A 14,326-nucleotide genomic window follows, 5' to 3' on the forward strand; every position below is an offset into this window, starting at 1 on the left:
TATACATGTCTGAATTCCAGCTAGTCACCCGCTTCGAGCCCGCCGGCGATCAGCCGGAAGCCATCCGCCTGATGGTCGAGGGCATCGAAGCCGGGCTGGCGCACCAGACGTTGCTTGGTGTGACCGGCTCGGGCAAGACCTTCAGCATCGCCAACGTGATCGCCCAGGTACAGCGTCCGACCTTGGTGCTGGCGCCGAACAAGACCCTGGCCGCGCAGTTGTATGGTGAGTTCAAGGCGTTCTTCCCGAACAATGCCGTCGAGTACTTCGTTTCCTACTACGACTACTACCAGCCAGAAGCCTATGTGCCGTCATCGGACACCTTCATCGAGAAAGACGCCTCGATCAACGACCACATCGAGCAGATGCGGCTGTCCGCGACCAAGGCGCTGCTGGAACGCAAGGACGCGATCATCGTCACCACGGTGTCGTGCATCTACGGTTTGGGCAGTCCGGAAACCTATTTGAAAATGGTGCTGCACGTGGATCGCGGCGACAAGCTCGATCAACGTGCGTTGCTGCGTCGCCTGGCAGACTTGCAATACACCCGCAATGACATGGAGTTCGCCCGGGCGACCTTCCGGGTGCGCGGCGATGTGATTGATATCCACCCGGCGGAATCCGACTTCGAAGCGATCCGCATCGAGCTGTTCGATGACGAAGTCGAGAGCCTGTCGGCTTTCGATCCGCTGACCGGCGAAGTAATCCGCAAGTTGCCGCGATTCACCTTCTACCCGAAAAGCCACTACGTGACGCCACGGGAAACCCTGCTGGGTGCCGTCGAAGGGATCAAGGTCGAATTGCAGGAGCGCCTGGATTACCTGCGAACCAACAACAAACTGGTGGAAGCCCAGCGCCTGGAGCAGCGCACCCGTTTCGACCTGGAGATGATCCTCGAACTGGGTTACTGCAACGGTATTGAAAACTACTCGCGCTACCTGTCGGGCCGTGAATCCGGCCAGGCGCCACCGACTCTCTTCGACTACCTGCCGGCCGACGCCTTGCTGGTGATCGACGAATCCCACGTCAGCGTGCCGCAGGTCGGTGCCATGTATAAGGGCGACCGTTCCCGTAAAGAGACGCTGGTGGAATACGGCTTCCGCTTGCCGTCAGCGCTGGATAACCGGCCGATGCGTTTCGACGAATTTGAAAGCATCAGCCCGCAGACGATTTTCGTCTCGGCCACGCCCGGCAATTACGAAGCGGAACATGCCGGTCGCGTGGTCGAACAACTGGTTCGCCCAACCGGCCTGGTGGACCCGCAGATCGAAATCCGTCCGGCGTTGACCCAGGTTGACGATCTGCTCTCGGAAATCGGTAAACGTGTGGCGCTGGAAGAGCGGGTGCTGGTGACTACGCTGACCAAGCGCATGTCTGAAGACTTGACCGATTACCTGGCCGACCATGGCGTGCGGGTGCGTTACCTGCACTCGGACATCGACACCGTGGAGCGGGTCGAAATCATCCGCGATCTGCGTCTGGGCACGTTCGATGTGCTGGTGGGGATCAACCTGCTGCGTGAAGGCCTGGACATGCCGGAAGTGTCGCTGGTGGCGATTCTCGATGCAGACAAGGAGGGTTTCCTGCGTTCCGAGCGTTCGTTGATCCAGACCATCGGCCGGGCCGCGCGTAACCTCAATGGCCGGGCGATTCTGTATGCGGATCGCATCACCGGTTCTATGGAGCGGGCGATCGGCGAGACCGAACGGCGTCGCGACAAGCAGATCGCCTTCAACCTCGCCAATGGCATCACGCCGAAGGGTGTGTTCAAGGACGTGGCCGACATCATGGAAGGCGCCACCGTCCCCGGTTCGCGCAGCAAGAAGCGCAAAGGCATGGCCAAGGCCGCCGAAGAGAGCGCCAAGTACGAAGCCGAATTGCGCTCGCCGGGCGAGATCGCCAAGCGCATCAAAGCGCTGGAAGAGAAGATGTACGCGCTGGCGCGGGATCTGGAGTTTGAAGCGGCGGCGCAGATGCGCGATGAGATTGGCAAGTTGCGGGATCGATTGATTACTGTCTGAGATTTGCGGTGAATGTGCGGGCGCCTTCGCGGACGAGCCTCGCGCCTTCTGATTTTGTGCCGTTCACATCTCGCTGGCGCGCCACAAACCTTGTAGGAGCGAGGCTCGCCCGCGAAGGCGTCCGAAAGGTCACCACCGCAATCGGGGTTAGTGCGCCTCGCCAGCCTTGAGCCCCACCGGCAACGCTTTGGTCAACAACACCGCAATCATGCTGATCCCCAGCGCAATCCCGACAAAGTGAAACGCATCGTTGTACGCCATGATCGACGCCTGCTGATGCGCAATCTCGCTCAGCTTGCCCAGCGCTGCCGTCTCACTGCCGAACCGGTCCGTCATCGACGCCATTCGCTCCGCCACCTGCGGATTGCTCGGCACGATGGATTCACGCAAGTAATCAAAGTAGGTCTTGGTTCGCGCGTCCAGCAAGGTCGCGAGGAGGGCGATGCCAATCGCGCCGCCGAGGTTGCGCAGGATATTGAACAGGCTCGACGCCGATCCCGCGTCCTGCGGCAGGATGTAAGCGGTGGCGATCAGCGAGATGGTCACCATGATCAGCGGCTGGCCCAGCGCCCGGATGATCTGGATCTGATTGAACTGCGGCCCGGCAAAGTCCGGGTTCAGCACCCCCGACGAAAAGCTCGCCAACCCGAACAGCCCGAAGCCTATTGCGCACAGCCATTTGGGCGACACGTATTTCATCAGCTTGGGCACCAGCGGAATCAGAAACAGCTGCGGCACCCCCATCCACATGATCACTTCGCCGATCTGCAGGGCGTTGTAGTTCTGGATCTGCGCCAGGTACAGCGGTAACAGGAAGATCGAGCCGTACAAGCCGACGCCCATTCCTAGGCTGGAAATACTCGACAAACCGAAGTTGCGATTACCCAGAATGCCGAGGTTGATCAGCGGATTGGGCTTGGAAAACTGCACGATTACAAAAGTGATCAGGCTCACCAGCGCGATGCTGCCCAGGGTCACGATCAGGTTCGACTCGAGCCAGTCCTTGCGATGGCCTTCTTCCAGAAACACCTGCAAACAGCCGAGGCCGACGCCAAGCGTGAGGATGCCCATGTAGTCGGTGCTTTTGAGCAGTTCCCAGTGCGCCTCTTTCTTCTCCAGGCCGTACATCAGGCCGGCGATCATGATCAGGCCGGGCGGTATGTTGATGTAGAAAATGTACTCCCAGCCCCAGTTTTCGGTCAGCCAGCCGCCAAGGGTTGGGCCAATGGAGGGCGCGAATGTCGCGGTCATGGCGAACATGGCCATGCCTTTGGCGCGGTGGTGTTCCGGGAGTTTGATCAGCGTGAGGGTGAATGCCAGCGGAATCAGGGCGCCGCCGGTGAAGCCCTGTAACGCCCGAAAGATGATCATGCTCTCCAGGCTCCAGGCCATGGAGCAAAGCAGCGAGGCGGCGAGAAATCCCAATGAAACCCAGACTGCCAGGCGTCGCGCCGACAGCAGCTGCACCAGCCACGCGGTCAGCGGGATCATGATGATTTCCGCCACCAGATAGGACGTGGAAATCCACGAGCCTTCTTCCAGGGTGGCCGACAGCGCGCCCTGAATATCCTTGAGCGACGAGTTGGTGATCTGGATATCCAGCACGGCCATGAAGGCGCCGAGCATCACGCTCATCACCGCAATCCAGTCCCGCCGGGTCGGTTCGCCGGCCGGGCGGTTCAGTTGATCACCGGCCATCGTCAGGGGCGTCTTTGATGTTCACTTTGGCGGTGACCGACATCCCTGGGCGAATCTTGCCGTGCAGCGGGTTGTCCGCAGCGAACGTCAGTTTTACCGGGATCCGTTGTACGACTTTGGTGAAATTGCCCGTGGCATTGTCCGGCGGCAACAGGCTGAACTGTGCGCCCGAGGCGGCGAACAGGCTGTCGACCCGTGCGTCTATCGGTGTGTCGCTGTAGGCGTCGAAGGTCAGCGTGGCTTTCTGGCCGGGCTGCATGTGGCCGATCTGGGTTTCCTTGAAGTTGGCCTGAATCCAGATGTCCTGGTCCGGGACGATCGACAGCAGATAAGCGCCGGCCTGCACGTATTGGCCTTGTCGAGCCGCGCGCTGGCCGATCAGGCCGCTGATCGGCGCGTGGATTTCGCTGCGGGTCAGGTTCAGTTCGGCCTGGGCGAGGTCGGTCTTGGCATTGGCGATCATCGCGTCGAGGCGCTTGATCTCGGCGCTCAAGGAATTGACTTGCTGGCGTTGGCTTTGTGCGTCGGCCTGGGCCTTGGTCACTTGCGAACGGGCGATGTGGTTGTCGGCGGAGAGGGTGGTCACCCGTTCCTCCGAGACGTAGCCGGGTTTGCGCAGGGTTTGCGCGCGGGACAAGTCGATCTGCGAACGCCCAAGGCTGGCCTGGCTGGAGGCGACTTGCGCCTCGCTGGCGGCGATCAGGCTGGCTTGCTGGGTCAGTTTGCTTTGCGCCTGCAAACGTTCGGCTTGTCGGGTAGCGAGGGTGGCATTGGCGCGGTCGACGGCGAGGTGGAAGTCATCGCCTTCGAGCTTGATCAGCAACTGGCCTTTCTCAACGTGCTGATTGTCCTGCACCAGCACCTGATCGATGCGCGCGCCCAATTGGCTTGAGACACGGGTGATCTCGCCCTGGACATAGGCGTTGTCGGTGCTTTCATAAAACCGCCCCTTGAAGAACCATTGGGCGAAGAAGCCCCCGGCAATCAGCAGGACGATCAGCAGGAAAATAAACAGGCGTCGCTTGAGTTGGGCAGGCATGGGGCAGACTGTAGTCGAGAAATTGTAAGGAAAGTTATCAGCAGGTGAATCTTGCATACAGTCGATAGTGGGTAAATGCCATCGGCTGATAATCCGTCATTCATCGCGGCTCAGGCCCGTTGTAGACGCAACCTTGGCTTAAATGCCCTGCTGACTGGAGCCGGGCGGGTATCGCCTGTTACCATTCGCCCTTTGTTTTATCTTCATTTCGAGACTTGCCATGACCACCGTCCGCACGCGCATCGCGCCATCGCCTACCGGGGACCCCCACGTAGGTACCGCTTACATCGCTTTGTTCAACTACTGCTTTGCCAAGCAGCATGGCGGTGAGTTCATCCTGCGGATCGAAGACACCGACCAGTTGCGCTCGACCCGGGAGTCCGAACAGCAGATTTTCGACGCCTTGCGCTGGTTGGGCATCGACTGGAGCGAAGGTCCGGACGTTGGCGGCCCGCACGGTCCGTATCGTCAAAGCGAACGCGGCGACATCTATCAGAAGTACTGCCAGCAGTTGGTCGAGATGGGCCACGCCTTCCCGTGCTTCTGCACCGCCGAAGAGCTGGACCAGATGCGCGCCGAACAAATGGCCCGTGGCGAAACCCCGCGTTACGACGGCCGTGCGCTGTTGCTCTCGAAAGAAGAAGTCGCCCGGCGCCTGGCCGCTGGCGAGCCTCATGTGATCCGCATGAAAGTGCCGAGCGAAGGCGTTTGCGTGGTACCGGACATGCTGCGTGGCGACGTCGAGATCCCGTGGGATCGCATGGACATGCAAGTGTTGATGAAGACTGACGGCCTGCCGACGTACTTCCTGGCCAACGTGGTCGACGACCACTTGATGGGCATTACCCACGTTCTGCGCGGTGAAGAGTGGCTGCCATCGGCGCCGAAGCTGATCCTGCTTTATGAATACTTCGGCTGGGAACAACCGGAGCTGTGCTACATGCCGCTGTTGCGTAACCCGGACAAGAGCAAGCTGTCCAAGCGCAAGAACCCGACCTCGGTGACGTTCTACGAGCGCATGGGCTTCATGCCGGAAGCGATGCTCAACTACCTCGGCCGCATGGGCTGGTCGATGCCGGACGAGCGCGAAAAATTCTCGCTGCAGGAAATGGTCGACAATTTCGACCTGAGCCGCGTGTCCCTCGGCGGGCCGATTTTCGACATCGAGAAGCTGTCGTGGCTCAACGGCCAATGGCTGCGTGACTTGCCGGTGGAAGAGTTCGCTTCGCGCCTGCAAACCTGGGCGCTGAACCCGGAATACATGATGAAGATCGCGCCGCACGTGCAGGGGCGCGTCGAGACCTTCAGTCAGGTTGCACCGCTGGCCGGTTTCTTCTTCGCCGGTGGTGTGAACCCGGATGCCAAGCTGTTCGAATCGAAGAAGCTCTCGGGCGACCAGGTTCGTCAGTTGATGCAGCTGATTCTGTGGAAGCTGGAAAGCCTGCGTCAGTGGGAGAAGGACAGCATCACCGCGACGATTCAGGCGGTGGTCGAATCCCTGGAGCTGAAGCTGCGTGACGCCATGCCGCTGATGTTCGCCGCGATCACTGGCCAGGCCAGTTCGGTGTCGGTGCTTGATGCGATGGAAATCCTTGGCCCGGACCTGACCCGTTTCCGTCTGCGCCAGGCCATCGACCTGCTGGGCGGCGTGTCGAAGAAGGAAAACAAGGAGTGGGAAAAACTCCTGGGCAACATCGCCTGAGGACGTTTGACCTCGTAGGGGCTGCCGGAGGTGGCGATCATTTGATCGTGATCTTCGGCGCCGCCCCCGTTTTTCCGGGGGGAGGGCGGTAAGTGATTGTTATGGCGACAAAAAATTTTGAAAATTGTTAAAAATAAGTTTGACAGCTTTCCGAAGCGCCATTAAGATTCGCCCCGTCCTCAGCGATGAGGGGCTATAGCTCAGCTGGGAGAGCGCTTGCATGGCATGCAAGAGGTCGACGGTTCGATCCCGTCTAGCTCCACCAATTTACACTTCAAGGTCTGGCCACACCGGCCTTGAAGCGATCAACACTCAGCGTTGATCTGTTGTATAGAAGGGTTTGCGTCCCCTTCGTCTAGTGGCCTAGGACACCGCCCTTTCACGGCGGTAACAGGGGTTCGAGTCCCCTAGGGGACGCCAGTTTTACAGAAGCGATGTTGCAAGATGTCGCTCCGCCGCGAGGCGAAAAATCCGGGGCTATAGCTCAGCTGGGAGAGCGCCTGCATGGCATGCAGGAGGTCAGCGGTTCGATCCCGCTTAGCTCCACCAATTTTACAGTTCAAGGTCTGGCCACACCGGCCTTGAATCGATCAGCTCTCAGCACTGATCAGTTGTATAGAAGGTTTTGCGTCCCCTTCGTCTAGTGGCCTAGGACACCGCCCTTTCACGGCGGTAACAGGGGTTCGAGTCCCCTAGGGGACGCCACGATTACCCGCTCTGCGGGATTTTATAAGGGTCATTCAATTATTGAATGGCCCTTTTGTTTGTCTGGCGTTTGGCCAAATCCCCCATTTCTTTCAAACTGTTCTTCAGACCAGCGGTCACATCAACGACTTGCGGAAAATTATTATGAGAATAATATTCTAGTCGTAATATTCGGAGGCAACGATGAACGATAAAAAAGCTCAAACCCGCGAACGCATTCTCAAGGCCGCCAGCGCAGCGCTGATTCAGCGCGGCCCGGCCGAACCGAGCGTGGGCGAAGTGATGGGCGCAGCCGGCCTGACGGTTGGCGGCTTCTATGCGCACTTCGAAAGCAAGGACGCCATGATGCTGGAAGCATTCAAGCAACTGCTCGGTCACCGCCGTGGCTTGATCGCTGACATGGACGCCGAATTGACCGGCGAAGAGCGTCGCGCGTTGGTGGCTGCGTTTTACCTGTCGCGCAAACACCGTGATTCCTCGGATTCCGCGTGCCCGATCCCGGCGTCTGTCGGTGAGTTGGGTCGCCTGCCGGACGCGTTTCGCGTGGCGCTGAATGAGCATGTGGAAATGATGGTCGCGCAGTTGGCGGCCAGCCCGGAAGACACCGACAAAGCCCTGGCCGACATGGCCTTGATGGTCGGGGGTCTGGCTCTGGCTAGGGCGCTGGGGCCAGGAGAGTTGTCCGATCGATTGCTGCGCGCCGCCAAGTCGGCGGTGCTATGACCTGAAGGCATTGGCCTGAGGAGTGAGAGCGATGAGCACGTTGAAGTGGGTTCGTGGCGTTAATGGCACCTTGGGCTGGTTTGCACCGAAACTGGTCGCGAGCAAAATGCGACTGGCGTTCATGACGCCGCGAGAGTTGCCACCGCGTGACTGGGAATTGCCGCTGCTGGCGAAATCCGAACGGATAACCTTGCGCTTCGGCCTCTCGGCGCTGCGCTGGGGGCAAGGTCCGGCCGTGTTGCTGATGCACGGTTGGGAAGGGCGGCCGACACAGTTTGCGAGTCTCATCACGGCGCTGGTCGATGCTGGCTACACCGTCGTAGCGCTCGACGGTCCTGCTCATGGTCGCTCACCGGGCAGTGAAGCCAACGTGGTGCTGTTTGCCCGGGCCATGCTCGAAGCGGCCGCCGAGTTGCCGCCGCTGCGAGCCGTCATTGGCCACTCCATGGGCGGCGCCAGTGCGATGCTCGCCGTGCAGTTGGGTTTGCGCACCGAAACCCTGGTCACCATCGCCGCACCGGCGCGGATTCTCGGGGTGTTGCGCGGTTTTGCCCGTTACGTGCGGCTGCCGCCCAAAGCGCGTTCGGCGTTTATTCGCCAGGTCGAGAAAGACGTCGGCATGCGCGCTGCAACGCTGGATGTTGCGCACTATCAGCTCGACATGCCGGGCCTGATCGTCCACGCCGAAGATGATTGCTTTGTTCCGGTCAAGGAGTCCCAGTTGATCAATGAGGCGTGGTTCGACAGCCGGCTGTTACGCCTGGAGGAGGGCGGGCATCAACGCGTGCTGGCCGATCCTCGGGTGATTGATGGCGTGTTATCACTGCTGGCTGGCCGCAGCCTGCAATCGCGCCAATCGGCCTGAGCATCCGTTACACTGCCCCGGTCGACATCATCTGACCGGGAGTGGGGCATGGGCTGGGATCGGGCAACGCCATTTATCATTGATCTGGAAGTCGGCGCCGAGGACATCGACGGGCTGGGGCACGCGAACAACGCGGTGTACGTGACCTGGCTCGAACGCTGCGCCTGGCGTCACTCGCAGCGGCTGGGGCTGGACCTGGTCGAGTATCGTCGGCTGGATCGGGCGATGGCGGTGGTGCGGCACGAGATCGATTACCTGGCCGCCGCCTATGAGGGCGATGAGTTGCAATTGGCGACCTGGATTGTCGATTGGGATCAGCGCCTGAAAATGACCCGCCACTTCCAGTTGAAGCGCCCCAGCGATAACACCACGTTGCTGCGCGCGCAAACCACTTTCGTCTGCATCGAACTGTCCACCGGCAAGCCCAAGCGCATGCCGGCCGAGTTCATCGAAGGCTACGGCCCGGCGTTGCAAGTTCCAGGTTGACGCGATCCTGTGGCGAGGGAGCTTGCTCCCGCTGGAGCGCGAAGCGGTCCCTTGCAATGGAGAGTGCTACGCACTCTAGCGGGAGCAAGCTCCCTCGCCACAGAGGCAGATGCAAGTCTTTCGACAGAGAATCCAGTAAACTGCCGCACGTTTTTCGTTGAGTGTGTTTTTCATGCAAATTGCTTTGGCGCCCATGGAGGGGTTGGTCGACAACATCCTGCGGGACGTGCTGACCCGAGTGGGCGGTATCGATTGGTGCGTGACCGAGTTTATTCGGATCAACGATCAACTGCTCACGCCCGCCTATTACCACAAGTTCGGCCCGGAATTATTGACCGGCGCCCGCACCGCGTCCGGCGTGCCGCTGCGGGTGCAGTTGCTCGGTTCCGATCCGGTGTGTCTGGCTGAAAACGCCGCGCTGGCCTGCGAGCTGGGTTCCGAGGTGATCGACCTGAACTTCGGCTGCCCGGCCAAGACTGTCAACAAGTCCCGTGGCGGCGCGGTCCTGCTGAAAGAACCTGAACTGCTCAACCAAATCGTTGAACACGTCCGCCGCGCTGTGCCGGCGCACATTCCGGTTACCGCGAAAATGCGCCTGGGCTTCGACAGCCCGGACGGTTCGCTGGTCTGCGCAACAGCGCTGGCCGAAGGCGGCGCGGCGCACATCGTGGTGCACGCGCGGACCAAAACCGACGGTTACAAGCCGCCTGCGCATTGGGAATGGATCCCCCGCGTGCAGGACGTGGTCAAGGTTCCAGTGTTCGCCAATGGCGACATCTGGAGCGTTGAAGATTGGCGCCGTTGCCGCGAAATCAGCGGCGTGGAAGACATCATGCTCGGTCGCGGCCTGGTGTCGCGTCCGGACCTGGCCCGGCAGATCGCGGCGGCGCGGGCCGGTGAAGCCGTGGTCGAGATGACGTGGGCAGAGTTGCTGCCACTGATCCAGGACTTCTGGCTGCAAGCCAAGGCGCAGATGACTGCCCGCCAGTCGCCGGGTCGCTTGAAGCAATGGCTGGCGATGCTGACCCGCAATTATCCTGAGGCGGTGGAGCTGTTTACCGTGTTGCGTCGAGAGACCGAACTGGATCAAGTCTCGCGTTTGTTGGGGCTACAGGTGTCGGAAGCGGCCTGAAAAAAACGCAAAAAAATCTGAAAATAATCTCTTGAAAAGCAATCGGCGATCCCTATCTAGGGATTACGCGATGCCGAATTCGGGTCGCGGAGACAAAAAAACTTGCTGATCTGTTTTCAGGAGATTTGAATCATGAGTACTGCATTTTCGATGGCGCCCCTGTTCCGTTCCTCGGTGGGCTTCGACCGCTTCAATGACTTGTTCGAAACCGCCCTGCGCAACGAGCCAGGCAGCACCTACCCACCTTACAACGTTGAAAAGCACGGTGATGACCAATACCGCATCGTCGTGGCGGCCGCCGGGTTCCAGGAAGAAGACCTGGATCTGCAAGTGGAAAAAGGGGTGCTGACCATCAGTGGTGGCAAGCGTGACGCGAATGAAGACGTCACCTATCTGTACCAAGGCATCGCTCAGCGCGCCTTCAAACTGTCCTTCCGTCTGGCGGACCATATCGAAATCAAGGCTGCCGGCCTGAGCAACGGTTTGTTGAGCATCGACCTGTTGCGGGTGATACCGGAAGAGGCAAAAGCCAAACGCATCCCGATCAACGGGACGCAAAAACCCGCTCTGCAGTAACGAGTCAGAGCAATGAGAAGGGCGCCATTCGGCGCCCTTTTTTGTACCCGTTATTTGAGGAGTTTCTGGAACTCCTCCACCGGTAGCGGCCGACTGTGCAAATACCCCTGATAAAAATGGCACCCCAGCCCCTGCAAAAATTCCAGCTGCTCCGCCGTTTCCACCCCTTCGGCGATCACTTTCAATTCCAGGCTGCGGGCCATGGCCACGATGGCGCGGATGATTTCGGCGTCGTTGGGGTCGGTGGTGGCATCGCGGATGAACGACTGATCGATTTTCAGCGTGTCGACCGGCAGGCGCTTGAGGTAGGTCAGCGAGGAGTAGCCGGTGCCGAAGTCGTCCATTGCAAAGCTCACACCGAGTTTTTTCAGGCGGCGCATTTTGTTGATGGTGTCTTCCAGGTTCTGGATGACGATCCCTTCGGTGATTTCCAGTTTCAGCAACGAGCAGGGCAGGCCGTGGCTGCTGAGGCTGTATTCGATGCGTTCGACGAAGTCGTTTTGACGAAATTGCCTCGGGCTGATGTTCACGCACAGGCTGAAGCTGAGCGGGTTCACCAGGCCTTTGGCAACCAGCTTTTTGAAGGCCCCACAGGCTTCGTCGATGATCCACGTGCCCACTTCCAGAATCAGCCCGCTGTCCTCCAGCACCTTGATGAATTCGGTGGGCGATTGCGGGCCAAGCTCCGGGTGGTCCCAACGCACCAGCGCTTCGGCGCCGACAATACGGTTGCCCCGAGCGTCGACCTGGGGTTGGTAATGCACATGAAACTCGCCCCGGGAAAGGGCCAGGCGCAAGTCGGTTTCCATGCGCAGGCGTTCACTGGCCGCCTTCTGCATGGTGTTGTGATACATCTGCGCCATGTTGCGGCCCGAGTCTTTGGCGCGGTAAAGCGCAATGTCGGCACGTTTGAGCAGGTCGGTCGGGGTCGAGCCGTGGTCGGGGATCAGCGCGATGCCGATGCTCGGTGTCACTTGCAGGCGCTGGCCGTCGAGGAACATCGGCTCCGACAACAGTTCACGCAACGTGTCCGCCAACTCCCGAACCTGGGCGCTGACTTCGTTGCGCGAGCCCTCAAGGCCGCTGAGCAGCACCACAAATTCATCGCCACCCAGGCGTGCCACGGTGTCTTCCATGCGCACGCTGGCTTCAAGCCGAGCCGTGATGATTTTCAGCACCGTGTCGCCCACCGGGTGACCCAGGGAATCGTTGATGTGCTTGAAATGATCGAGGTCCAGGAACAGCAGCGCACCGCGCAGGTTGTGGCGCTTGAGCAGGGCGATCTGCTGGCTCAGGCGATCCATCAACAGGGCGCGGTTCGGCAGGTTGGTCAGCGGGTCGTGGTAGGCCAGATGGCGAATCTGCGCTTCGGCATTTTTCAACAGGCTGACGTCTCGGCCAGTCAGCAACAGGCATGCGGTTTCGTTGAGGGTGATTGGCTCCACCGAGACTTCGACGGTCAGCAGTTCGCCGCGCTTATTGCGGCCCAGCATTTCCTGGTGATGCACACGACCCTTAAGCTGCAACTCGGCCAGCAGCGCCGAGCGCTGTTTCTCTTCTGCCCAGATGCCGACTTGATACACCGTGCGGCCGACCACTTCGTCGGCGCGGTAACCGGTCAGGCGACAAAAACCATCGTTGACCTCCAGGTAGCGCCCGGTATCGCGTTCGGTGATGGTGATCGCGTCCGGGCTTGAGTGAAACGCCTTGGCAAACTTCTCTTCGCTCGCCTTGAGTGCCGCTTCGGAACGCTGTTGCTGGGTAATGTCGCGCAGGGTCGTGACGATGCACGGCTGGTCGCCCACGCTGATCTGCCGGCTGGAAATCACGCAGGTCAGGGCTTGCCCGTCTTTGTGTTGGGCGATGATCGCGACATTGTTCAGCCCCTGTTCGCGGATGACTTGTTCAATTCGTTGCAGGCTTTTCGCTGACGCGTCCCACAGGCCGATTTCGTCGGCGCTGCGGTCAATCACTTCGGCGGCGCTCCAGCCAAAGGTCTGGGTAAAGCTGGAGTTGATCTCGATGAACTGGCCGGTGTCCTGGCGCGTGACGCAGATCGGGTCCGGGCTGACTTGAAACAGCGTGGCGAATTTCTCTTCGGAGGCCACCAGCCGTTGTTCGCGCTCCACTTGATCGGTGATGTCCAGCAAGGTGCCGGCCATGCGCAGCGGTGTGCCGTTTTCATCGCGGTAGAGGCGGGCACGACTTTCCAGGTAGCGTGAACTGCCGTCCGGCAACTGCACGCGATAAGTCAGCTGATAATTGCCGGCCGGTCCTTCGCGCAGGCTGCGATAAGCGTCGCGCATGCTGCCGCGTTCTTCGTCGGGCACACCTTCGAAAAACGCGTCGAAGGACTCATGGAAGGGTATGGCCTCCAGCCCGTGCAACTGCGCGGCCCGCGCCGAGCCGTACAGCATGCCGCTGGGAATGTGCCAGTCCCAGGTGCCGAGTTGCGCCGAATCCAGGGCCAGGTCAAGGCGTTCCTGGCTGTCTTTCAGCGCGAGTTCGGCGGCCTTGCGTTCCGTGGTGTCAAGGAAAGTGCTCAGCAGGTAGGGCTGGCCTTCGAGTTCGACTTTCTGTGCGCTGAGGATGCCGTCGTGGATCTGGCCATTGCTGGCGCGAAACTGCACCTCCATGCTGGTCAGTTCGCCCTTGGCCTTGGTTGCCTTGACCAGCACGTCCCGTTGTTCCGGGTGCACCCAGAGGCCCAGTTCGACAGTGGTTCGGCCAATGGCGTCCTGCACCGGCCAGCCGAACAGGCTTTCGAAATACTGATTGGCTTCGGTAATCAGGCCATCTTCCTGGCGGGTCAGCAGCACCATGTTCGGGCACAGGTGAAACAGCGTGGCAAAGCGTTTTTCCGAGCTGCTCAGGGCCTGTTCGCGCTGGCGCTGATGGGTGATTTCGCGAATGACCCCAATCATCCGTGGCCGACCGTCTTTGTCCGGAAGCAAGCTGCCGTTGATCTCCAGCCAGTGCAGGCTGCCGTCGGGCCAGCGGATGCGGTGGTGCATCGCCTGCTCCAGCGGGGCGCCGGCGATCACCGCATGGAAGGCGCGAATGGTTTTTGCCCGATCCTCCGGAGGCAGCAAGTCGAGGTATTCCAGATCGGTCGGCAACGGCTGTCGGGGATCGAAGCCGAACAACGCCTGGGTGCCCCGTGACCAGCTGATCTGTCCGCGCTCGATGTCCCAATACCAGGCGCCCAGGCGCGCGCCGTTGAGGGCGGCCAGCAACTGTGGTGCGCTTTCCCAGCTCTGCTCGGACCGTTTCGGGTCAAGCGCCTGTATACGTGGCATCGGCGGAATACGGTCAACAGATTTCGGCATTGGCAGGCCTTGGGCTGAATTGGGCGTTAGGCACAGGGGTTCGCGGCTCT

10 protein-coding genes and 4 tRNA genes are annotated in these 14,326 nt (G+C 60.2%); 11 read left to right on the forward strand and 3 right to left on the reverse strand.

Going from position 1 to position 14,326, the window contains the following annotated elements:
• The first annotated feature begins 5 nt into the window (after nucleotides 1–5).
• A complete protein-coding gene (uvrB, locus tag AB4N91_RS07115) occupies nucleotides 6–2,021 on the forward strand; it encodes an excinuclease ABC subunit UvrB (protein ID WP_010456056.1) in 2,016 nt (671 codons plus the stop codon).
• Nucleotides 2,022–2,168: 147 nt separating this feature from the next.
• Here uvrB and AB4N91_RS07120 read toward each other — a convergent pair whose 3' ends face one another.
• Both AB4N91_RS07120 and AB4N91_RS07125 read right to left on the reverse strand, forming a co-directional pair.
• Entirely contained in the window at nucleotides 2,169–3,719 is a 1,551-nt protein-coding gene (locus AB4N91_RS07120; protein ID WP_077750245.1) for an MDR family MFS transporter, read from the reverse strand.
• Nucleotides 3,709–4,758: an HlyD family secretion protein gene (locus AB4N91_RS07125; RefSeq protein WP_010456052.1), complete on the reverse strand. Its 1,050-nt coding sequence runs from the start codon at nucleotides 4,756–4,758 to the stop codon at nucleotides 3,709–3,711. Before AB4N91_RS07125 ends, AB4N91_RS07120 begins: the two co-directional genes overlap by 11 nt.
• Before the next feature lie 220 nt (nucleotides 4,759–4,978).
• On the opposite strand from AB4N91_RS07125, the gene gltX reads away from it, so the two are divergent.
• The 10 genes from gltX (at nucleotide 4,979) to AB4N91_RS07175 (ending at nucleotide 10,947) form a co-directional block, all read left to right on the forward strand.
• Nucleotides 4,979–6,460, forward strand: a complete 1,482-nt coding sequence (gltX, locus tag AB4N91_RS07130; protein WP_008037650.1) for a glutamate--tRNA ligase — start codon at nucleotides 4,979–4,981, stop codon at nucleotides 6,458–6,460.
• 189 nt (nucleotides 6,461–6,649) lie between these two features.
• Nucleotides 6,650–6,725: transfer RNA gene (locus AB4N91_RS07135), tRNA-Ala, on the forward strand.
• Between the two features lie 79 nt (nucleotides 6,726–6,804).
• Nucleotides 6,805–6,880, forward strand: a tRNA-Glu gene (locus AB4N91_RS07140).
• Nucleotides 6,881–6,933: 53 nt separating this feature from the next.
• Nucleotides 6,934–7,009 (forward strand) — tRNA-Ala (locus AB4N91_RS07145).
• An 80-nt stretch (nucleotides 7,010–7,089) separates the two neighbouring features.
• Nucleotides 7,090–7,165, forward strand: a tRNA-Glu gene (locus AB4N91_RS07150).
• A 183-nt stretch (nucleotides 7,166–7,348) separates the two neighbouring features.
• A complete protein-coding gene (locus AB4N91_RS07155) occupies nucleotides 7,349–7,888 on the forward strand; it encodes a TetR/AcrR family transcriptional regulator (protein WP_008151286.1) in 540 nt (179 codons plus the stop codon).
• A gap of 31 nt (nucleotides 7,889–7,919) precedes the next feature.
• The gene (locus AB4N91_RS07160; RefSeq protein WP_010456049.1) at nucleotides 7,920–8,753 is read left to right on the forward strand and encodes an alpha/beta fold hydrolase; all 834 of its coding nucleotides are present in this window, start codon (nucleotides 7,920–7,922) and stop codon (nucleotides 8,751–8,753) included.
• A gap of 48 nt (nucleotides 8,754–8,801) precedes the next feature.
• The gene (locus AB4N91_RS07165) at nucleotides 8,802–9,239 is read left to right on the forward strand and encodes an acyl-CoA thioesterase (RefSeq protein WP_010456048.1); all 438 of its coding nucleotides are present in this window, start codon (nucleotides 8,802–8,804) and stop codon (nucleotides 9,237–9,239) included.
• Between the two features lie 172 nt (nucleotides 9,240–9,411).
• Nucleotides 9,412–10,371 carry a tRNA dihydrouridine synthase gene (locus tag AB4N91_RS07170; protein ID WP_010456047.1) on the forward strand — a complete coding sequence of 320 codons (960 nt, stop codon included), beginning with the start codon at nucleotides 9,412–9,414 and terminating at the stop codon, nucleotides 10,369–10,371.
• A 132-nt stretch (nucleotides 10,372–10,503) separates the two neighbouring features.
• Nucleotides 10,504–10,947, forward strand: coding sequence for an Hsp20 family protein (locus AB4N91_RS07175; protein WP_010456046.1), 444 nt, complete (start codon nucleotides 10,504–10,506; stop codon nucleotides 10,945–10,947).
• A 50-nt stretch (nucleotides 10,948–10,997) separates the two neighbouring features.
• On the opposite strand, the gene AB4N91_RS07180 is transcribed toward AB4N91_RS07175, so the two are convergent.
• The gene (locus AB4N91_RS07180; RefSeq protein ID WP_154912773.1) at nucleotides 10,998–14,276 is read right to left on the reverse strand and encodes a PAS domain S-box protein; all 3,279 of its coding nucleotides are present in this window, start codon (nucleotides 14,274–14,276) and stop codon (nucleotides 10,998–11,000) included.
• Between the last annotated feature and the right edge of the window lie 50 nt (nucleotides 14,277–14,326).

Source organism: Pseudomonas sp. H3_D04, assembly GCF_054669175.1.